Origin of the sequence: Treponema berlinense (genome assembly GCF_052273165.1) — a bacterium.
GTDB classification, from domain to species: Bacteria; Spirochaetota; Spirochaetia; order Treponematales; family Treponemataceae; genus Treponema_D; species Treponema_D berlinense_A.
The window spans coordinates 110,497-132,154 of the sequence record NZ_DAVZIU010000001.1 but is presented as its reverse complement, the minus strand read 5'-3'; the positions used below and the strand labels follow the sequence as shown (position 1 = coordinate 132,154).

The window sequence follows — 21,658 nt, the reverse complement described above, 5'->3', positions numbered from 1 at the left end:
ATTTTGCTGCGCAAAACGACGCCTTTGGCGGTGCTCCAGCCCCTTGTCCGTTATTTTTTGCACAACCTTCATCAATTCACTATAATAAAAACCCGAGGTAAATTATGCAAAATCCATTGGCTGGCGTTCTTCCTGCACAAATGCACTTTTTAAACTTGCAGGGCGGTCAAATCGTATTCCTTTTAGGATTGATGATTTTTTTTGGTTCCTTTGGTGGAAGACTTTTTCAAAAACTCAAAATTCCGCAGGTTGTCGGTTACATCGTAATCGGAATCATAATCGGTTCTTCTGGATTTAAAATTCTCGGAGACAAACTTATAAATTCTCTCGATCCAATCAACACAATCGCACTTTCGCTTATTGGTTTTTTGGTCGGCGCAGAGCTCAAAATCGACGTTATAAAAAAATATGGCAAACAGTTCATCGGAATTCTCCTCGGCGAAACAACCGTTCCGTTTTTTGTCGTTGCAGTTCTCGTCGGAGGCGCAACTTTTATAATCACAAAAAATACAACCTATTCTCTTAGTCTCGGACTTTTGCTCGGCGCAATCTGTACGGCAACAGCTCCAGCAGCAACAACCGACGTTCTAAAAGAATACAGAACAAAAGGTCCTGTAACAACAACAACGCTCGGCATTGTTGCAATGGACGACGGTTTTGCCCTTGTTGCATACACAATTGCAACAGCAATCGCCTCGCCTCTCCTCGAAGGCCGTTCAGTTCCAGTTCTTGCACAGTTGGGTTCAATTGCTTTTGAAATTTTCGGTTCAATCGCATTGGGACTTGTGATCGGATTTATCCTTACAAAAATCATTACAGGAATGATGAGCGACGACGCCCGGGTTTTGGGGTTTAGTCTTGGACTTTTGTTTCTTTCAACAGGAATCTGCTCTCTCGCCCACTTTACCGCTGGACCTGTTTTGTTAAAATTTGACCACATTATGGCGGCCATGACAATCGGCTTTTACGTTACGAACTTTTCGCTTCCAAAAGTCAAAAACATGTTCAAGCTCGTAGACAAATACACTCCGCCGATTTACGTTCTTTTCTTTGTAAACGTAGGCGCAAAACTCAACGTTTGGCAGTTAAAACCGCTTTTTATAGTGATTGCAATTCTCTACATTGGAGGACGAACCTTAGGAAAAACAATCGGTTCAAGACTCGGAGCACGCCTTACAAAGGCGCCAGACACAGTCCGAAAGTATCTTCCGTACTGTCTTTTGAGCCAGGCTGGAGTTGCAATCGGTTTAAGCACATCGGCAGGCCGTGATTTTGCAGACACAATCGGTGGCGAAATCATGCTTATTATTACGGCAACAACATTTATCGTTCAGATAATTGGACCTATCTGCGTCCGCTATGGAATCACAAAAGCGGGAGAAGCTGGTCTAGACGTGACGGCCGAAGATTTAATAAAGACAACTCTTGTAAAAGACGTAGAGGTTGAAGGCGAAAAAATCTGCTCGCCAGACAATTATGCGATTGTAAACGAAACTGACATGGTCGGACAAATCATCAATTCATTCAGTCAGCATTCAAATATGAATTATGCAGTCCGCGGTTCAGACGGAAAAATTGCCGGCCAGATAAGCCTTGAACACATAAAAGAAGCCATGCAAATCGGCGAAATGGGCAGTTATATGCTTTCGATGGATATTATGGATAAGCCGGCTCTAACCTGCACTCCAGACACTCCGCTTCCAGAAACATACAAACTTTTTGACGACTACGACACTGACGCAATCAGCATTGTGGACAAAGATGGAAAACCACTCGGAATTCTGGAAAAATATGCTGTAGACCATTATCTGCACCAGAGAATTGTTGCCCTTGAGCACAAACTCGCAGCAATGGCATAGAAAATTGTCTTTTTTATAACAACATGTTAAACTAGAGTTCGGACAAAAAAAAATGAGTAATAAAATAGACATAAAATGCGTATATCTTAATGAGAATTTCGAAATTCTCGATGCAAACCGTGAATTTTATGTCTATTTTGATGCCGTAGGTCACGACGTAAAATCAATTGAAGATTTTACAGGAACAGGAAGTTTAAGTCCGCTAAAAAAATTTCTTCTCTCAGAAAATAAACAGAACAAATACAAGCTTCTAAAATTCAAAAAGAATTACCGCACATTAAAAACAAATTTTGTTACGGCATACGACAGTATTTTTAAAGGACAAAAATCTGTCTGTCTCAAAATGATTGATATTGAACAGTGCATAAAATTCATAAAAAAACAAAATAACGACACAGACGAACTTATTTACGCTCTGAGCATTCCAAACGACTGCACTTTTTCTTACCACGAAAATGACAATTTTATAAAAATCACGCAATTCTACAACAACAAAAAAAATATCCTTTATGAATGTGATATTGATGAATGGAAAAAATACTGCCTTGAACAAAAATTTATTCCAGAAAATCAGGAATCTGCCTTTTTAAATTTTATTGAAGAAGTAAAAACCTGTCCAAAGGAAATAAATGCAAGTTTTTACACTTCTCTCCGCACAAATAACCCGGAAATTCTCGAAAACCTTTATTTTTTGGGAATCCGTTTTGTTTCTAACGGCGAATTGACGGTCGTAGGAAGAATTGTCCTTAAAGAAAATGCCGAACAGTTCCGCCAGCAAAAGTACATAATCGAGCAGCTGCATACGGATTCTCTCACAAAACTTTTTAACAAAGAAACGATTACAACGTACGCAAAAAGAGTCTTTGAAGAGCACAAAAAAGAAAATTCTGCGCTTGTGATTATGGATCTCGATCACTTTAAGCCTGTAAACGACACTTTTGGACATCTGGCAGGCGACAAGGTTCTTTCGAGAACTGGAGAAATTCTAAAAGAAATAATCGGTGAACGAGGCCTTGTGGGGCGTTACGGTGGCGATGAATTTTTAATTGTTTCTTACGGAATGAAAAATGAAACGATTTTGCGCGGATTTTTGCATTCAATTCTCTTAAAAATCAAAAATGAATTTGCTGGAAAATTCGACGATATTTCAATTTCCTGTTCAATTGGTTGCGCAGTTTTTCCTAAAAACGGAAATTCTTACGATGAACTTTTTAAAAAGGCGGATTTTAGTCTTTATCGGGCAAAGGACAAAGGCCGGAACAGATATGTATTTTTTCGCGACGACTTACACGCGGATCTTTTCCGAATATCTGTTCAGGCAAACGATATTGTAAAATATGCTGACCGCGAAGTTCAGGAATTAAAATACATGGCAGAATTTATGCAGGACATTGCGGTTGCTCCAAAAGAAGCTGTTGAACGGATTTTAATTCACTTAAAAGAAACATTTAATCTGGACAACATAACAATTTTTGCCGGCGAGGATTTAACGGCCGAATTTTCTCTCGGAAAAAAACTTGTTAATCATCAAAACGCAAACTACGCAAAAAGTACAGAATTTAAGAAGCTCCTCTGCGGAAAAAATTATTTTACAAACAGTTTTATTGAAAGCACTCTCGAAACCAATTCAAGATTCAGGCAGGAAATGGAACTTTCTGGCATAAAATCTACAGCGCAATGTATTTTAGGAACAGACGAAAACATAAAAGCTCTTATAACCTTTAATCACACAAAAATTTCGCAGTTGTGGGCAGAGTACGAAACAAACTGTATTGCAATGTTTGCCAGTACATTAAATCTTTTGTATAATAGGAACCCACAAAAAATAATCTTTTAAGGAAAAATCATGAAAATCGAAAAGAATAAAATGGTAAAAATCCATTACACTCTCAAAGACGACGATGGAAACGTAATCGATTCTTCTGAAGGAAAAGAAGCCCTTGAATATTTGCACGGCGTAGGAATGCTTATTCCTGGAATGGAACGTGAACTTGAAAACCGCGAAAAAGGCGACAAATTTTCTGCAGTAATTGAACCAAAAGACGGTTATGGCGAATACAGACCAGAATATGTCGTAGAAGTTCCACGCGACCGTTTTGACACAAGCGTAGAAATCGAAGTTGGCCAGAAATTTCAGGCAGACACTCCAACTGGGGCAATGCTCGTTACAGTTACAAATGTTACTCCAGAAAATATCACAATCGATTCAAACCACGAACTTGCTGGCAAAAATTTGCATTTTGATGTCGAAGTTGTTGACGTTCGTGACGCAACTGAAGAGGAAATTGCTCCATACACAGCAGAAGGTTGTGGTGGCTGCGGCGGAAGTTGCGGTGGTTGTGGCAGCGGATGCAGCAACGGTGGCTGCGGAAGTTGCGGCGACTGCGAAGAATAATTGCGAAGCCTTTATTCTATTTTTGAAAGCGACTCGATAATCGAGTCGCAGTTTTCGCTTTTTGGCACATTTTTCATATCAACAGAGATATTACAGATTGAACGGTAAATTTTCTGTCGTTCAACATAAAATTTATGAAAACTTTCCCGTACATCGTTTATTGTGCGCGGGTTTTCTTTTGCAATGTACGCTGGAAGATTAAAAAGTTTTCCGTCGACATCAATTTTTACTTCCTTTACAATGCGGTTTGCAGCCGTCCGCTCATCGGCATTCAAAAAAACAAGAATTCCAATTTCGCTTAAAATTTTTATTGCTTCGGCATTATTGCAAATTCCTCCGCCAGTTGCTACTACAGCAATATAATTTTTTGAATTTTCATTCTTCTGAATTTTTTCCAGGCGTTTTTTTAATTCAATACACGCGCTTTTTTCTGCATTTTTTAAACCTTCTTCTCCGCATTCTGTGTAAATTTGGCGGGGAGTTTTTCCAGTTAATTCAAAAATCAAATCATCTGTATCAAAAGAAGGAATTTTAAAATATTTTGACAAAAAATTTGCCTGCGTTGACTTTCCGCAATGCTTTATTCCCATTAAAACTATACATTCTTTCATAAATTTATTACCTTGGATTTAAAAATTGCAATTTTTAAGGTTTATTATTATATTTTTATTATATTACAGAAAATATTCTGTTGATATAGAAACGTTGAATAAAATTTCTGTCTAAAAGGTCAGTTTTTTATCCAAAAGTTTTTGTTACAAATTTGTATCAAATTTTGTTTCACGCATTGTCGGGAAACAGCTTAAACAGGAGCGTTTATGTCTGAAGAAAATAAGAAATCGTCTTTTAAAATTTTAACAGTTATTGCAATCGTCGTTATTGTTTTGGGCATTATTTATAAATTTACTATTGGAACTTACAATACAATTGTCGATTTGGACGAAAATGTTTCCAGCAGTTGGAGCCAGGTCGAAAACCAATATCAGCGAAGACTCGATCTTATTCCAAACCTTGTAAATTCTGTAAAAGCCTATGCAAAACACGAAGAATCTCTTTTTACACAGCTTGCAGAAGCCCGTTCAAAACTAGGAGGAATCGTAAATATCGACGCTTCGATTACAGACGACCCTAAAAAATTTGCAGAATATCAAAAAATTCAAGGTGAATTGAGCTCTGGATTGCAAAGATTGATGGCAATTTCCGAAAATTATCCTGAATTAAAAGCGAATCAGAATTTTCTTGCCTTGCAGGATGAACTTGCTGGAACAGAAAACAGAATTGCCACCGAAAGAAAACGCTTTAACGATTCTGCAAAAACTTATAATTCCTATATCCGCAAATTTCCGCAAAGTATTATTGCAAAAAGAAAAGGTTTTGAGAAAAAAACATATTTTGAAGCCGATTCAACTGCTTCAAAAGCACCTGTCGTTCAGTTTTAAGATAAAATTCGAGAATCTGGAAAATGAATAGAAAAAACTTAAAGTCCTTTTTGTTTATTTTTGCGTTTTTTTTGCCTTTTTCGCTTTTTGCAGAAGTCTATATTCCTGAACAAACTGCATGGGTTATGGACAGCGCAAATATCATCGACAAAAATACAAAATCCGAACTCAATTCTTATCTCGAAAGCATAAACCGGCAGACAGGCGTTCAAATTGCAGTTTTTACAGTAAAATCGCTGAAAAACGTTGCCGGAACAAACGCAACAATAGAAGATTATGCCTCTGCTGTTTTTGAAAAATGGGGCTTGGGTCAAAAAAAAGAAGATAACGGTGTTTTGCTTTTGGTCTGCCGTGAAGAGAGAAAAATAAGGATCGAAGTTGGATACGGACTTGAAGGAGTTTTAACGGACACAAAATGTGGACTTATAATCCGGAATTTTATTGCACCAGACTTTAAAAACGACAACTATTCTGAAGGAATAAAAACAGGCATAAACCTTATCGCAGGCTATGCAACTGGAAACGAAGAAATTAAAAATAAAGTCGATTCTTCTGAAGAAGACGATGACGATATTTTTCCGGCATTGATTCCTTTTGCAATCTGGGTTTTGTTTTTGATTTTTATAATTTCCAGAAGCGTAATTGATTCTAAAAACGGAAGAAACCGGCGCCCTCCAACTGGCGGATTTTTTATCGGAGGAGGCGGTTTTGACGGACACGGAGGCTTTGGCGGCGGTGGCGGATTCGGCGGTGGCAGTGGCGGTCGTTCTGGAGGAGGCGGAGCCAGTGGTGGCTGGTAAAAACATCTGACTTTTTCTTTTTAAGATGATTTTCCCTTCGATATTGAGAATTTACGTTTTTTAAGGTATTCTTTTTTTATGTCTTATGAAGTAACAGCTACCCGACGACGACCTCAGCGTTTTGAAGATCTTGTCGGTCAGGAATTTGTTGCGGAAACTTTCCGTAATGCTATTCAATCTAAAAAAATTGCACATGCCTACCTTTTTTCGGGTCCGAGAGGTTGCGGTAAAACTTCAACCGCCCGCATTCTGGCAAAAGCCCTAAACTGCGCTGAAGGTCCGACTGCTTCTCCTTGTGGACATTGTCAGCAGTGTCTTGAAATTACAAAAGGCACATGTACCGACGTTATCGAGATTGACGGTGCTTCCAACACTTCTGTAAACGATGTAAGACAAATCAAGGATGAGGTTCTTTTTCCGCCTCAGAGTTGCCGTTATAAAATTTATATTATTGACGAAGTTCATATGCTTTCGACTTCGGCATTTAATGCGCTTTTAAAAACAATTGAAGAACCGCCTCCGTATGTTATTTTTATTTTTGCAACGACAGAACTTCAAAAAGTTCCAGCGACAATAAAAAGCCGGTGCCAGCAGTTTAATTTCCGTTTAGTTCCTGTTGAAAAAGTAAAAGAACAGCTTGCTCTTGCTGCTTCGGAAATTGGAATTCAAGCGGAAGATGAAGCTCTTTATTGGATTGCGCGGGAATCTACAGGTTCAATGCGCGATGCCTACACTCTTTTTGATCAGGTTGCGGCTTTTAGCGGAGATAAAATCACCTACGACAAAATCCGCGACAAACTCGGACTCGTTGGCGTTGACCGCCTGAATGAGATTTTTGAGGATTGCGCCGAGAATAAAACTCAATCTGCGCTCGAAAAACTTGATTTGTTTTTACAGGCAGGAATTTCGATTGAACAGTTAATTTCAAATGCAACAGATTACTTACGTTCGCTTTTGCTTATAAAAAATGGAATTACAAAAGAGTCGCTTTTGGGGCAGAGCGCTGAGCGTTTTAGCGCAAAGGTTTTGTCCGCCTGGAATTCGATTCAAATTGAACGCGCCGTAAGCATCTTTTTGCAGCTTTACCGCGACATAAGATATTCGCTCAGTCCGCGTTATGAACTTGAACTTGCGTTCAGCCGTTTGAGCTGGCTCAGTCAGTATGTTTCGCCTGCCGAAGTAAAAGTTGCAATCGATAAAACAAAGGCTGTTCTACTGCAAAATGCACAACCAGCCAGTCTAACACAAAATTCTTCTTTGGGGATACAGCAAGCCTCTCAACAACCGTCGCAAATGCAATCTCAACCTCAAAAACCAAGAATTTTTATTTCTCCAGAACCAGAAGTGGCTCCACAGGCGAAAAACCAGTCTTTTAGCAATGGCGGAGCTGAACCGCCTGATCAAGCAGCGGCTCAGTCAGTCGAAAATTTTAGCGATTTTGAAACTTACGCGCCAGAAGGTTCTTACGCTCCTGACAACATGGGGTTTTCACAACAAGAAAATTCTGTTCCAGAGCAAAATCCGCAGTCAGTAGGATTTGTCCGCGACATGCAGGCTTTAAAAAAGACGATTCTCTCGGAACTTTCTAAAAGCGAAAAAACTGCAATTCTCGCAACAACGCTTATTCAGACCGCGGAATGGGTTTTGGACGGAAACACTGTAAAAACAACGGTTGCTTCGAATTTTACGCAGTCGCAGCTACAAAAACAGGCCTCTCAAATTTCTGCAATAATTTCGCAATATTACGGCGAAAATCTGCAATTCAGAGTAAGCATAAAGCAGGAGTCCAAAGAAAACAGTTTGGAAAATGCGCCTTACGAAGTACAGCTTTTGTGTTCAATTTTTAGAGGACAAATTGTTTCTAAAGGTGAACGCACGGAGTCGCCGAAAACTGAAAAAATCGAAAAAACTGATGACGAATCAGACGAAAATACTGAAAATTCTAACTTTAACAACGAAATAATAGAGGAAGATGATGAATCCATTTGATTTGATGAAAAATCTCAAAGATTTACAGGGAACAATGAACCAAATGCGTGAAGACTTGAAAAATTTGAGCGTAACAGGTTCTTCTGGCGGAAATATGGTTCAAGTTACGATGAACGGTCAGCTTGAAATGACAGCAATTAAGATCGACCCGATTGCGGTTGATCCGCGCGATGTAAATATGCTTCAGGATTTGATTGTTTCTGCAAACCATGACGCGCTCGAAAAAGTTCAGGAACTTATAAAACAAAAAGCCGGTCCACTTATGGGCGGAATGGGTCTGTAATCTTGAACGCAATTGATGAATTAACAGACAGTTTTTCCCGGCTACCAGGAATAGGCAAAAAAAGCGCTGCCAGACTTGTAAATTATATTTTAAAAGCAGACAGTCTGTGGGTAAAAAGATTTGCAAGTCAAATTGACCATCTGCAAGAAATTATAAAACCGTGCTCAATCTGCGGAAGCTGGACAGAAAATGATCCCTGTCCGATTTGTTCTGATCCATTGCGCGACAGAAGCGTTATCTGCGTTGTCGAACAACCCCAGGACGTAAACACTATCGACTCTTCCCGCGAATTTAACGGTCTTTTTCATGTTTTGGGCGGAGTTATTGCACCGCTTGAAGGCATCGGTCCTTCGCAACTGCGCATTGCGAGCCTAGTTGAACGAGTAAAATCAGAAACAATAAAAGAAGTCATACTCGCAACAAACCCGACTGTAGAAGGCGACACGACCGCAATGTACATCCAGAGAGTTCTTGCTCCAACTGGCGTAAAAGTAACAAGACTTGCAAGCGGGCTTCCTGTCGGTGGCGATCTCGAATACATAGACAAATTAACCTTAGCCCGTTCATTCCGCGGAAGAAGCAGTTTCTAAAGTTTCTTGTAAATTCTTAATATTTTTTCTTTTTTTTCTAAAGTCAATTTTTCAAACTCCGATATGTTATATATAGGGTGGTAAACCCGGGGACTACAAGACGTTGCCTACAAAAAACAAGTCTGTAGTATTTTAACCAGATCTTACAAGGAGGTGTGATAAAAATACATCCGTGCATTTTTATCGCACAAAGCACAAAGTGCTTTGTATCTCGCCGTCCTTGGCGATTTTAAGGAGATAAATTATGGTTATTAATCACAACATGAGTGCTCAGTTTGCAAATCGTTCTACAGGACTCACAGAACTCAGCACAACAAAAAACATGGAAAAACTTTCATCAGGCATGAAAATCAACCGCGCAGGTGATGATGCATCTGGTCTCGCAGTTTCTGAAAAAATGCGTGCACAGATTCGCGGTATGAACCAGGCTTCTACAAACGCTCAGAACGGTATTTCTTTTATTCAGACTACTGAAGGATATTTGCAGGAAACAACTGACATTGTTCAGAGAATTCGTGAACTTGCCGTACAGTCTTCAAACGGTATTTACTCAGATGAAGACCGCATGCAGATTCAGGTTGAAGTAAGTCAGCTCGTTGCAGAAGTTGACCGCATCGCTTCTCAGGCACAGTTCAACGGTATGAACATGCTCACAGGACGTTTTGCAAAACCAACAGGCGAAAATACAGTTACAGGTTCAATGTGGTTCCACATTGGCGCAAACATGGATCAGAGAACTCAGGTTTTTGTTGGAACAATGTCAGCAGCAGCTCTCGGACTCCGCAACATCGGTTCAGAAGAAATTCTTACTCTTGCAGGTCCAGATGATGCTAACCGCGCAATCGGAACTCTCGACGAAGCACTCAAAAAGATTAACAAACAGCGCGCTGACCTCGGTGCTTACCAGAACCGTCTCGAAAAGACTGTTGTTGGTTTGGACATTGGCGCTGAAAACCTTCAGGCTTCTGAATCTCGCATCCGCGATACAGACATGGCAAAAGAAATGGTTGACTTTACAAAGAACCAGGTTCTTACACAGGCTGGAACTGCTATGCTGGCTCAGGCAAACCAGAGTTCACAGAACGTACTCAGCTTGCTGCGCTAGGTTTAGGGTTAGAATATTTGAACAGTCCAAAAAAGCTTTTGCTTAATCTTGGATTGTCCACAGAAAAAACTGTCCTGAAAAGTTTGAAGTTTTACACTAGACTTTTCGTAAAGGGCAGTTTTTTTTATTTAAGGCAATATTTATCAATTTTTTTTGGACCACAACAGGACGGACAGCCGGTTATAATTACGTGTTTTTTGTGGTCGCTGGTTTTATTAAAAAGCCTTGCAATTAAGTAACTTTCTACAGGAACATTTTTCCGGCAAACCGGGCAAATTCTCTTGATGCCGTTTTTTTTGTCCGAATAGCAATGAGGGCAACCTAAAACGTACATTCGCTGGTCAGAAACCGTCATGGGTCTAAAAATCCGGCTAAATAAGTCTTCTCCAGAAGCAAGAGGAGTATTGCACAAAGGACAGCGAACAAAACCCAAGCCACCATTTGCAGTTTTTTGTTTTCTTAAATTTTTGACGGCATTTTTTTTGTTTTGAATAGACAAATTTTTTAAGTAAAGTCCGCGTAGCAAAAAAAACAGAATTGTTGCAACAGAAAAAAGTGCAAAAAAAGTAAAAAAATCTTTCATAAAATTATTCTAACATAAAAACAAATTTTTTATCTTCCGAAAAACTTACGCCGGGGTGTAGGCGCGCCAAAGGCGTTCAAAATAAAATCAGTCTGATTTTATTTTGAATGACAACGCCGAAACACCGGTTAGACGATAAAATTTCGTCCAAAGTCTGACAAAAATCGTTTTTTTCGCTATAGTATAAGGACATTCCGAAAAATCTTGTAGCGATTTTTTGAATTTTTTGAATTTATTGAGGATTTTTTATGAAAGCACTTGTTATTGGAAGTGGCGGACGTGAACACACAATCGCCTGGAAATTAGCGCAGAGTTCAAAAATTGAAGAAGTTATCTGTGTTCCTGGAAACGGCGGAACTGCCGACGAAGCAAAATGCAAAAATATGAATGGCGATGCTGTTGAAATTTCAAAAAATGAAAAAGTTGATTTTGCCGTTGTTGGTCCGGAAGATCCTCTCTCAGAAGGAATCGCTGATAAACTTTGGGCAGCAGGAATTCCGACAGTTGGTCCTAAAAAACAAGGTGCCGCACTCGAAGCTTCAAAAGATCTTTCTAAAGTTTTTATGGAAAAATATGGCGTTGCCTGCGCTGCTTCAAAAACTTTTACAGATAAAGAAAGCGCTCTCGAATATGTTAAAAAGCATGGCGCTCCAATCGTTGTAAAAGCTGACGGTCTGGCTGCTGGAAAAGGCGTTGTTGTTGCAAAAACCGTTGATGAAGCCCTCAAAGCGGTAAATGACATGATGGACGGTGAATTTGGCGATGCTGGAAAAAAACTCGTAATCGAAGATTATTTGCAGGGCGTTGAAATTTCGGTTCTTGCGGCTGTAAGCGTTACGGAAAATTCTGCAAAGACAAACAAGGCCTGCATAAAGGCTTTTTTACCAGCCCGCGACCACAAGCGTCTGCTCGACGGTGCAAAAGGTCCAAATACTGGAGGAATGGGCGCTATCTGTCCTCCACAGGATGTTACCGAACAGACAATGGATGCCTTCCAGAAAAAAATTCTTGAGCCAACATTGCGCGGTTTAATCGAAGAAAAAATGGACTACCGTGGGTTTATTTTCTTTGGACTTATGCTCACAAAAGATGGTCCAAAAGCTCTTGAATACAATGTTCGCTTAGGAGATCCGGAAACTCAGGCTGTTTTGCCGATGATGGATTTTGATTTTGCTGACCTTTGTCTTGCAATTACAGGTGAAACTCTTTCTGACTTTAGCCTTCAATGGAAAAAAGGATTTCAGGTTGCGCCTGTTGCGGTTAGTGGCGGTTATCCTCTCAAATATCAAAAAGGAAAAGAAATTTCTGTTGATTCGGCAAAAATCAACGAAAACGGTGCTAAAGTTTTTGTTGCTGGCGCTATAAAAAATGAAAATAATGCCCTCGTTACAAACGGAGGACGCGTTCTTGCCTGCTCAGCTCACGGCTCAAACTTTGACGAAGCTTGGAAAAAAGCATATTCTGCGCTCGAAGGCATAAAATTTGAAGGAATGTTCTATAGAAAAGATATTGGTCTTCCGGGAGCAGCAGAATCAAACTAAAAAGCAAATTTTTGTGACAAAATAATATAAAATAAAAAAGACTGTCCTGATCAAACGCAATATTTTATCTGACAGTCTTTTTTTTGTGTTAGCGATGGGAATGGCGCGCCGAAGGCGCGTTCCGGAGCAAGGCGCAGGAATGAGCGCAGCGAACCATGGACGTAGCGACCGAAGGCAAAGCCTTCGGGAACACCCGTTTTTTATTGAACACTAAAAAGCAAATCTTCGTAACTTGGATAAGGTTTGTATTCCTGACCCAAAAGTTCTTCGAGCAAGTCTCCGCTCGAGCGCAAATCTTCCATTGCAGGAAGGATTTTTTTTGCATAATCCTGGGATTTTTCCATAAGCTCAGTTTTTTTCTGTGCCTGAATGTGCAGTTCGTCGAGTTTTTGCTTTTTTTGCTCAAGTTCGTTCAAAAGAGCAGACACTTTTTTTATCTGATTTTTGCCATATTCAAACGGAAGGTCTGCCGGCATTTTTGAATATGTGTCCGTAAGTTTGTTCAGGAAATTAAGGGCAGAAGGTTCAATGTCTTTGTTTACCATTTCAATCATTGTTTCAACTTCAATGTTCAAAATCTGACAGTATTTTTCAAGTTTTACGTCATAGTGGCTTTTCATTTCAACTTCAGAATAAATTCCTATCTGTTCAAAAAGTTCTATGTTTTTTTTGTCCAGATAATGAGCCATGGCGTCAGGAGTTGTGCGGAAATTTTTAAGTCCGCGTTTTTCGGCTTCTTTTATCCATTCTTCGCCGTAACCGTTTCCGTTGAACAAAATTCTCCAGTGAGCGGTGATTTCGCGTTTAATGAGATTTTGCAGTTCTTTGTCAAAATTTTCGGCTTTTTCGAGTTCGTCTGCAAATTTTGAGAGGGAAGATGCAAGAATTGCGTTTAATATCGTGTTTGGACCGGAAATTGACAGGTTTGAACCTACTGAGCGGAATTCAAAGCGGTTTCCTGTAAAGGCAAATGGCGAAGTTCTGTTGCGGTCTGTCGAATCCTTTGGAATTGCAGGCAAAACGTCTACGCCAATCGACATTTTTTTGCTTCCGTTTCCAGTGTAAGTCTTGCCGTCCTTAATTGCTTTTAAAATTGCTTCAAGTTCGTCGCCGACATAAATCGACATGATTGCCGGAGGTGCTTCGTTTGCTCCAAGACGGTGATCGTTTCCGGCACTTGCAACAATCGCACGCAGCAAATCCTGATGATCATCTACAGCCTTTATAACCGCTGTCAAAAAGAGCAAAAACTGCGCATTTTCCATTGGCGTTGTTCCTGGAGAAAAAAGGTTTTCGCCGGAATCGGTGGCAATTGACCAGTTGTTATGCTTTCCGCTGCCATTTACGCCTTCAAAAGGTTTTTCGTGCAAAAGGCAGATTAAACCGTGACGGCGCGCAACTTTTTTCATAACTTCCATTGTAAGCTGGTTTTGGTCTGCGGCGAGATTGGAAGTTGTAAATATCGGAGCCATTTCGTGCTGAGCTGGAGCGGCTTCGTTGTGTTCGGTTTTTGCGTAAATTCCGAGTTTCCACAATTCTTCGTTCAAATCTTCCATATATTCGATTACGCGTGGCTTAATTGCGGCAAAATATTGGTCGTCCATTTCCTGTCCTTTTACAGGATGAGCGCCAAAAAGAGTTCTGCCTGTCATCTTCAAATCGCGTCTTTTGGCATAAAGTTTTTCGTCAACCAAAAAATATTCCTGCTCAGGTCCCATTGTCGTCGTTACGTGCTTAGCGGAATTTCCGAAAAGCCTTAAAATCCGGAGGGACTGGCGGTTTAAGCTTTCCATAGAACGCAAAAGCGGAGTTTTTTTGTCGAGGGCTTCGCCGTTGTAAGAGCAAAAAGCGGTTGGAATACAAAGAGTATGGTCTTTTACAAACGGAAAGGAAGTTGGATCCCAAACAGTGTAACCGCGGGCTTCAAAAGTTGAACGATAACCGCCACTCGGAAACGATGAGGCATCTGGTTCACCTTTTATAAGTTCTTTTCCACTAAAACTCATGATAATTTTGCCTTCAGCTGCAGGCGTCAAAAAGCTGTCGTGTTTTTCGGCAGTAATTCCTGTCAAAGGCTGAAACCAGTGCGAATAATGGGTTGCGCCTTTTTCAATAGCCCAGTCTTTCATAGCATTGGCAACTTCGTTTGCAACACCGAGTTCAAGCGGGCAGCCTTCTACCATGGTTTTTTTTAAAGAAGCATAAATATTCGCAGAAAGCCTTTTTTTCATTTCGCTTTCATTAAAAACCATGCACGCAAACATTTCAGGAACGTTAATCATACCACCCTCACTGTCCGCAACCGCGGAGCATTTGTAATTTTGCACAAAAGTATATCAATTTTTCGTTTTTATTTAAACTGCGCGCAAAAAAAGCCCAAACTAATTTGAATTTTCTTTCAAAAAGTCTGGGCTTTCTAATAATTTAATCTTTTTTTACGTTCAGTTTTTTTACTAACGCAAATCTGTTGTACGAATCCAGTCCTGGTCTGTGTATGTGCGGTTTTCGCCACCCATTGACCAAATGAATGTGTAATTGCTTGTTCCGCAACCTGAATGGATTGACCATGAAGGGTTGATTACGGCTTCGTCGTTGTGCATTACCATATGGCGAGTTTCCTGTGGTTCGCCCATAAAATGGAACAAAACCTGATCTTCTGGCAAATCAAAATAGAAATAAACTTCCATACGGCGTTCGTGTGTATGAGCCGGCATTGTGTTCCAAACCGAACCAGTTTCCAGATGAGTCATTCCCATCGAAAGCTGACATGTTTCCAAAATATCCGGGTGAATGTACTGGTTGATTGTGCGATCGTTTGATTCTGCGGCAGAACCTGCGTGCACGTGGTTTGCCTGTTCGTAAGTGATTACGCGACTTGGGTAAGAAACATGAGCAGGAACTGAGTTCATATAGAATTTTGCAGGATTTTTCTTGTCTACGCTTTCGAGAACAACGTCTTTTGTTCCGGCTCCAAGATAAAGAGCGTCGTAATGATTTACTTTGTATTCAACACCATCAGCAACAACAATTCCGTCACCGCCAATGTTAATCATTCCAAGCTCACGACGCTGGAGGAAAAAGTCAACTCCAAAATCTTTCATTGGATCAATATTTTTGTCCAATTTAACTTTCTTATCTACAGGCATTGCTCCAAGAGTTACAATGCGATCAATGTGGCTGTAAACAGCGCTTACATCATTTTTTACAAAAATATTAGAAATCAAAAACTCTTTGCGGAGTTCTTCTGTTGTCATTGTTTTAAAAGGTTCTTTTCCAGTTGAATAGCGAATATCCATCTTTTTCTCCATTTAATAAAATTTTATAAAATTAAAATCGCACTTCGTGCACTTTAATAAGTTTATTCTTCCATTGTAAAAAGTCAATCACAAGTTTGCGCAGTAAGATAATTGTGGCTAAAACCGTCGGGAGTTTCTGTAAGAGTGTATTTTCCGATTACAGTAATTTCCTGATCCATAACCGGCTCCTTTCCAGAAAAATCATACTTGAACTCAAGACCTTGCTGACAGCAGGCAAGGGCATCTTTTATGATTACCGCATAAGAAGGCTGACCGTCTGGACCGTTTACTTTTATAAAGTTTCCTTTTATTTTAAAAGTTTTTCCGCCGAATTTTTGCGGTTCAAGCATAAGATTAAAAACTTGGGCATAAACCATATTTGCGTTCATTTTTGTAAGATCAAAATCTACTGAAAAATCGGCATTTTTTTCTGGTTGCTCCTGATTTTTTTGCTGAATTGAATTTTCTTCTAAAACAAGACTTTCGCTCAAATCGGAAGTTTTCGGCAAAGTTGAATTTTTTGTACACGAAGCAAAGGTTAAGGCTAACGCGAGAAGGACAGCAGCAGCGCCGAAGGCGTTCAAAAATGGCAAAAAAGCCATTTTTGAATGAAACTGCGAATGGCCTGACGGCAGATTTTCTGCCGGCTCGCCAAAAAAATTTTTAAACAAAGAATAATTTTTCATTTTAGAAATTTCCCCGCAACCGAAAATACGACAAAAACAAAAAGATTGACCGCAACAATTGTTGAGCCGACTGGAGTTCCTGCCAGAATTGAAATTAAAAGTCCAGAAACTGAACATACAACAGAAACTGCCGCACTGCAAATTATTACGCTTTTAAAGCTTCTCAAAACGCGCATTGCCGAAAGTGCCGGAAAAATTACCAGAGCGCTGATTAAAAGTGAGCCGACAAGATTCATTGCAAGTACGATTATTATGGCGATTATAACGGCAATTACCAGATTGTAAAGACTTGCGTGAGTTCCGACCGCCTGAGCAAAATTTTCGTCAAAGGTTACGGCGAAGATTTTGTTGTAAAAGACGATAAATGCGGTAATTACGGCAATCGAGAGAATTACGCACAGATAAACTTCTGCTTTTGTAAGCGTCAAAATCGAAGTTGAACCAAAAAGCGTAGAACAGACGTCGCCAGCAAGGTTTGCGGACGAACTAAAAATATTCATTAGAAGATAGCCGAGAGCAAGAGATGAAACGCTTATGACAGCAATTGCGGCATCACCCTGAATTTTTGTGTTTTTTCCAGTGCGCAGGAGGAGAATTGCGGCTATGACGGTAAATGGCAGGACAAGATACATGTTGTTCGACAAATTAAGAACCGCTGCAATCGCCATGGCTCCAAACGCAACATGGCTCAATCCGTCGCCAATAAAACTGAACCGTTTTAAAACCAAAGTTACGCCGAGCAGGCTTGAACAAAGCGAAATCAAAACTCCGACGATAAACGCATACTGCACAAACGAAAAACTAAAATAATGGATTAAAGTGGACATAAAATTGTCTCCAAAATTAAAAAATCAATTTAGATAAGTTGAAACTTTGCTTTTTACAAAAGTTACAAAATTTACAAAAGTTTTACTCCCATAATTCGCTTTATCTGTCCGTTGCAATCTGGGCAGGTCGATTTATGCACAAATTCGGCCTTTGTTCCAAAAAAAAGTTCTTTTCCAATATGCAGAACGTGGGTTGCGAAGCGAAGCGAAGCGTCTATATCGTGGCTTATCATAATGACCGTTATTCCACTTTTATGCAGATTTTCGATAAGCTTGTACATTTCTTCCTGTGCTCCTGGGTCAAGCGCGCTTACAGGTTCGTCGAGCAAAAGCATTTTTTGTGTGGCGCACAATGCCCTAGCAAGAAGAACTCTCTGTTGCTGTCCGCCTGAAAGTTCACGGTAACACCGGCGCGCAAGATGAGCAACTCCCATTTTTTCCATATTTTTCATGGCGAGTTTTTTTTCTTCTCTTTTATAAAACGGACGACAACCGCAACGGCTCTGACAGCCAGAAAGAACTATTTCCCAGACGCTAGCTGGAAAATCCCTCTGAACAAAAGTCTGTTGCGGCAAATATCCAATTTCGTCCGCCAAAAGTCCGTCTCCAGTTTCGATTGTTCCAGAAATCGGTTTTAAAAGTCCAAGAATTGCCTTCATCAAGGTCGATTTTCCAGAACCATTTTCGCCGACAATGCAAAGATAGTCGCCAGAATTTATCTTGAAAGACAGATTTTTTATTATGATTTTTGATTCATAGCCTAAAACAAGGTTTTTGCAAATTAACTGTGCCATAATTCCGGGCGTTTCCCTCCACTTCGCTACGCTCCGTTTCGGGCCGCTATGTCCGCCCTTCGCCGCAAACGCGGCTCATTGCACGGCTCATCGCCACGCAACTTCGGGGCTACCAGCGCTAACGCATTCACTCCTTTCCGAAAAAATTTAATTTTTCGTAATTTTCCTTCATAACGTCGATATAATTTTTTCCAGCTTTTATCTGCTCAAAAGTCGCAGACTGCATGGAATCGATTACAAAAATTTCGCATTTTCCGTCAAAACCAGCATTTTTTATTACAGTTTTTGCAATTTTTTTGTCAGAATTTTCAGTCACAAAAACCTTCGGTTCTTCAAATTCCTGAACCTTTTTTGAAAGAAAGGCAACCGTTTCAAAACTTGCTTCCGTTTCTGCCGAACATCCAGAAAAAGCAGCAAAATATTTTGCTCCAAGCTCGTCGGTCATGTAACGGAACGGAAAACGGTCGCAAAAAATCAAAGGTTTTGAAGAAAAGTCATTTTTTTTGGAAAGTTCAATCGCAAGCTCCGAAAGAGAATCAAGTTTTTCAAGGTAATTCTGCAAATTTTTTGCATAAACAGAAGAATTTGCAAGATCCAAAACTTCAAGATATTCTGCAATTTTTGTAACAGCGGTTTTTGCATTTTTTACAGAAAGCCAGACATGCTCGTCATATTCGATTTCGTCTTCGTGCCCGTCATTTTCTTCATGGCTTTGCATGCCTTCTACGGTTTCTTCTTCCTTAACATTTTGCGCAAGAATTTCCATTAGATTTACGGTAAATTGATTTTTGTTGTTTGAATTTTTTATCACCTGAGAAACCCAAAAATCACTTTCGCCGCCAACATAGATAAAAAGGTCGGAACTTGCAATTTTTACAATGTCGGCCGTGCTCGGCTGGTAAGAATGAAGGTCTGTTCCGTTTTTTACAAGAAGCTCAAGCTCAACGCTGTCGCTCCCTTCAATCAAGTTTTTTACCCAATCGTATTCTGGAAAAATCGTTGCAACAACCTTTATTTTTTGTTTTTCTGTTTCAGATGCGTTTTTTGAATTTTGATTTTTTTTGCAGCCTGCAAAACTCAGAGCAAGAAGCGCCACAAAAAAAACTTTGACAAACTTATTCATTTTCATTTTTTTCTCCACAACTTTTACAAATTCCAACCAAGGTGCTTTCGCCACGACTCACTTCAAATCCTGTGTTTTTTTCAAGAGCAGTAACAAGATTTTCCGCAGCCACTTCATCGAGATGAAAAATTTTTCCGCATTTCTGGCACGAAAGGTGAATATGTGTCCGGCAGGAATTGCAATCAAAAAACTGATAGAAAGATTCCCTTGAACCTGGTTTTGAACATCTTTTGATTTTTCCTTCAGATTCCAACTCCGCCAAATTTCTGTAAATGGCGCTTTTGCTGATTTCTTTTCCGCTCAAGGCAAGTTCAACCTGTTTTGCAGAAAACATCTTGTCGGGATTTTCGCTCAAAAACGCAAGAAGAGAATTTCGCTGTTCAGTAGAATAATTGATTTTAGCCATATTTTAATTTGCGAATTAGTCGCAAATTGATTTAAGCATAATGCAAAATTTTATTCAAGATTTTGCATTAATTTATCAAAAAAAAGAATAAAAATTTGTGAGAAAATTGAAATTTTAAAACCTGGACTGTAACTAAATCCGCACCTGAGCCGTGTAGAGATTAAAATATTCGCCTTTTTTATTCAAAAGCTGTTCGTGAGTTCCACTTTCTACAATTTTATGGTTTTCCAGAACGGCAATTTTATCCGCATTTTTGATTGTACTCAGGCGGTGCGCAATCACAAAAGCCGTGCGTCCACTGCACAACCTGTCAAAAGCGCTTTGGATTTTTTGCTCGGTAATGCTGTCGAGTGCGCTTGTTGCTTCGTCCAAAACCAAAACAGGAGGATTTTTTAAGAAAACGCGCGCAATGCTTATCCGCTGTTTTTGTCCACCAGAAAGTTTAATTCCACGTTCACCGATTACGCTGTCAAAACCGTTCTGCATATTCATTATGTCGTCATAAATTTCTGCTTCTTTTGCAGCTTCGATAATCTCTGCCTCAGTCGCATCTGGCCGTCCATAAGCAATATTTTCTCTTATTGTTCCAGCAAACATAAAAACATCCTGCTGAACAAAACCAATTTGCGAACGAAGAGACTTTAACTTGTAATCACGAATATCAATTCCGTTTATTTTTATTGAACCGTCCTTAACTTCATAAAAACGCGCAAGAAGGTTGCAGAGAGTAGTTTTTCCGCCACCACTCGGTCCGACAAAAGCAACAGTCTGGCCTTTTTTTACTTCGAGAGAAATGTTTTTTAAAACAGGAAAATTTTCAGAATAGTCAAAACTTACGTTTTCAAAATCTACACTTTCAATTTTTTCGGAAAGTTCAACTGCGCCAGGTTTTTCCGGCATTTCTTCGTGAATCTGCATCATTTCCGAAAAACGCATAAAACCTGCCATTCCAGTGCTAAACTGCTCAACAAAATTTGCAAGACGACGAATTGGCTGCAAAAAAGCGGCAACAAACATATTTGCGGCAACCAAATCTCCGAGGGTCATTTCTCCTTTCATTATATAAAATCCGCCGACAGCCAGAATAATTACGCTCAAAATGTGAGTAACAAATTCCATTTTTGAGTGCATTCCTGCCATTGCCTTGTAATAAAGGCGTTTTGCATCAAAAAAATTCTGATTGCTTTTTTCAAATTTTGAAAATTCGTAATCTTCGTTTGTAAAAATTTTTGTAGTTCTTGCACCGCTGATTGAACTTTCGACCGACGAGTTGATTTCCGCAGTTTTTCCTTTTACAAGACTAGAAGAACCCATCAGATTTTTTCGGCTCGAATAAACCGCAAAAATAAGAAGTGGCAAGGTTACAAAAACAATTACCGCAAGTTGCCAGCGAATTGAAAACATTACAAAAAATGCGCCAAAAAGCGTTAAAATCGAAATCAGTAAATCTTCTGGTCCGTGATGTGCCAGTTCAGAAATTTCAAAAAGATCGGTTGTAGTGCGGCTCATAAGTTGACCAGTACGATTTTTGTCAAAAAAAGAAAATGACTGCTTTTCGATATGTTCAAAAATATCGCGCCTCATATCTTTTTCGACGGCAACACCAAAAACATGTCCAAAAAATGTAATAAACCATTGCGCAACAGTCCGCAAAACGCACATTAACAAACAGAGCGCGATTATCGAAAAAAAAGTAAAAATTACAGTCCGCTGAACGGAATTATCGGCAGAATTTAAATATTGTGGCAAAACGTTATTCAATGTGAATCTTGAAATTACCGGAAAAACAACATCAACAGCGGCAACAAAAACTGCACAGAACAAATCCGCAAAAAAGAGCCATTTGTGTGGCTTAAAATACGAAAAAAACAGTTTGTATTCACTTTTTTTTACATCTCTAAAACTTAACGGCAAAACCGCAGATTTTCTATTTTTAGCCATT

General features: G+C 39.6%; 20 protein-coding genes. 10 read left to right on the top strand and 10 right to left on the bottom strand.

Annotated elements, in window-relative coordinates:
- The first annotated feature begins 104 nt into the window (after positions 1-104).
- From ACT6XC_RS00590 to ACT6XC_RS00580, 3 genes are read left to right on the top strand one after another with little or no spacing between them, the layout of a single operon-like run.
- Complete coding sequence (locus tag ACT6XC_RS00590; protein WP_443740471.1) at positions 105-1,859, top strand: cation:proton antiporter domain-containing protein; 1,755 nt, start codon at positions 105-107, stop codon at positions 1,857-1,859.
- A gap of 52 nt (positions 1,860-1,911) precedes the next feature.
- Entirely contained in the window at positions 1,912-3,696 is a 1,785-nt protein-coding gene (locus tag ACT6XC_RS00585) for a GGDEF domain-containing protein (RefSeq protein ID WP_443740470.1), read from the top strand.
- Between the two features lie 9 nt (positions 3,697-3,705).
- Complete coding sequence (locus ACT6XC_RS00580; RefSeq protein ID WP_443740469.1) at positions 3,706-4,254, top strand: FKBP-type peptidyl-prolyl cis-trans isomerase; 549 nt, start codon at positions 3,706-3,708, stop codon at positions 4,252-4,254.
- A gap of 11 nt (positions 4,255-4,265) precedes the next feature.
- Here the strand turns inward: ACT6XC_RS00580 and ACT6XC_RS00575 are convergent, their stop codons facing one another.
- Complete coding sequence (locus tag ACT6XC_RS00575) at positions 4,266-4,865, bottom strand: shikimate kinase (protein WP_443740468.1); 600 nt, start codon at positions 4,863-4,865, stop codon at positions 4,266-4,268.
- A gap of 207 nt (positions 4,866-5,072) precedes the next feature.
- Here ACT6XC_RS00575 and ACT6XC_RS00570 point away from each other — a divergent pair, with 207 nt between their 5' ends.
- From ACT6XC_RS00570 to ACT6XC_RS00545, 6 genes are all read left to right on the top strand, one after another.
- On the top strand, positions 5,073-5,693 hold the full coding sequence (locus tag ACT6XC_RS00570; RefSeq protein WP_443738263.1) for a LemA family protein: 621 nt from the start codon (positions 5,073-5,075) through the stop codon (positions 5,691-5,693).
- Between the two features lie 23 nt (positions 5,694-5,716).
- Entirely contained in the window at positions 5,717-6,493 is a 777-nt protein-coding gene (locus ACT6XC_RS00565; RefSeq protein WP_443740467.1) for a TPM domain-containing protein, read from the top strand.
- 78 nt (positions 6,494-6,571) lie between these two features.
- Positions 6,572-8,482: a DNA polymerase III subunit gamma/tau gene (gene dnaX, locus ACT6XC_RS00560; protein WP_443740466.1), complete on the top strand. Its 1,911-nt coding sequence runs from the start codon at positions 6,572-6,574 to the stop codon at positions 8,480-8,482.
- A complete protein-coding gene (locus ACT6XC_RS00555) occupies positions 8,469-8,765 on the top strand; it encodes a YbaB/EbfC family nucleoid-associated protein (protein WP_078931019.1) in 297 nt (98 codons plus the stop codon). Before dnaX ends, ACT6XC_RS00555 begins: the two co-directional genes overlap by 14 nt.
- Before the next feature lie 2 nt (positions 8,766-8,767).
- Positions 8,768-9,355 carry a recombination mediator RecR gene (gene recR, locus ACT6XC_RS00550; protein ID WP_443740465.1) on the top strand — a complete coding sequence of 196 codons (588 nt, stop codon included), beginning with the start codon at positions 8,768-8,770 and terminating at the stop codon, positions 9,353-9,355.
- Between the two features lie 244 nt (positions 9,356-9,599).
- The gene (locus ACT6XC_RS00545) at positions 9,600-10,460 is read left to right on the top strand and encodes a flagellin N-terminal helical domain-containing protein (protein WP_287395886.1); all 861 of its coding nucleotides are present in this window, start codon (positions 9,600-9,602) and stop codon (positions 10,458-10,460) included.
- 124 nt (positions 10,461-10,584) lie between these two features.
- Here the strand turns inward: ACT6XC_RS00545 and ACT6XC_RS00540 are convergent, their stop codons facing one another.
- Positions 10,585-11,043 (bottom strand): hypothetical protein, encoded by a 459-nt coding sequence (locus ACT6XC_RS00540; protein WP_443740464.1) that lies wholly within the window; start codon positions 11,041-11,043, stop codon positions 10,585-10,587.
- Positions 11,044-11,291: 248 nt separating this feature from the next.
- Here ACT6XC_RS00540 and purD point away from each other — a divergent pair, with 248 nt between their 5' ends.
- Positions 11,292-12,584 (top strand): phosphoribosylamine--glycine ligase, encoded by a 1,293-nt coding sequence (gene purD, locus ACT6XC_RS00535; protein ID WP_443740463.1) that lies wholly within the window; start codon positions 11,292-11,294, stop codon positions 12,582-12,584.
- Between the two features lie 200 nt (positions 12,585-12,784).
- On the opposite strand, the gene ACT6XC_RS00530 is transcribed toward purD, so the two are convergent.
- The 8 genes from ACT6XC_RS00530 to ACT6XC_RS00495 form a co-directional block, all read right to left on the bottom strand.
- Positions 12,785-14,866, bottom strand: coding sequence for a glutamine synthetase III family protein (locus ACT6XC_RS00530; protein ID WP_443740462.1), 2,082 nt, complete (start codon positions 14,864-14,866; stop codon positions 12,785-12,787).
- Positions 14,867-15,037: 171 nt separating this feature from the next.
- Positions 15,038-15,880: a 5-dehydro-4-deoxy-D-glucuronate isomerase gene (kduI, locus tag ACT6XC_RS00525; RefSeq protein ID WP_288516413.1), complete on the bottom strand. Its 843-nt coding sequence runs from the start codon at positions 15,878-15,880 to the stop codon at positions 15,038-15,040.
- Positions 15,881-15,963: 83 nt separating this feature from the next.
- Positions 15,964-16,566, bottom strand: coding sequence for a hypothetical protein (locus ACT6XC_RS00520; RefSeq protein WP_443738270.1), 603 nt, complete (start codon positions 16,564-16,566; stop codon positions 15,964-15,966).
- Positions 16,563-17,393 (bottom strand): metal ABC transporter permease, encoded by an 831-nt coding sequence (locus ACT6XC_RS00515; RefSeq protein WP_443738271.1) that lies wholly within the window; start codon positions 17,391-17,393, stop codon positions 16,563-16,565. The genes ACT6XC_RS00520 and ACT6XC_RS00515 overlap by 4 nt, the downstream gene beginning before the upstream one ends.
- Positions 17,394-17,464: 71 nt before the next feature.
- A complete protein-coding gene (locus ACT6XC_RS00510) occupies positions 17,465-18,187 on the bottom strand; it encodes a metal ABC transporter ATP-binding protein (RefSeq protein WP_443740461.1) in 723 nt (240 codons plus the stop codon).
- A gap of 127 nt (positions 18,188-18,314) precedes the next feature.
- Positions 18,315-19,316 carry a metal ABC transporter substrate-binding protein gene (locus ACT6XC_RS00505; protein ID WP_443740460.1) on the bottom strand — a complete coding sequence of 334 codons (1,002 nt, stop codon included), beginning with the start codon at positions 19,314-19,316 and terminating at the stop codon, positions 18,315-18,317.
- Entirely contained in the window at positions 19,303-19,716 is a 414-nt protein-coding gene (locus tag ACT6XC_RS00500) for a Fur family transcriptional regulator (RefSeq protein WP_443738541.1), read from the bottom strand. Before ACT6XC_RS00500 ends, ACT6XC_RS00505 begins: the two co-directional genes overlap by 14 nt.
- Positions 19,717-19,848: 132 nt before the next feature.
- Complete coding sequence (locus tag ACT6XC_RS00495; RefSeq protein WP_443740459.1) at positions 19,849-21,657, bottom strand: ABC transporter ATP-binding protein; 1,809 nt, start codon at positions 21,655-21,657, stop codon at positions 19,849-19,851.
- Between the last annotated feature and the right edge of the window lies 1 nt (position 21,658).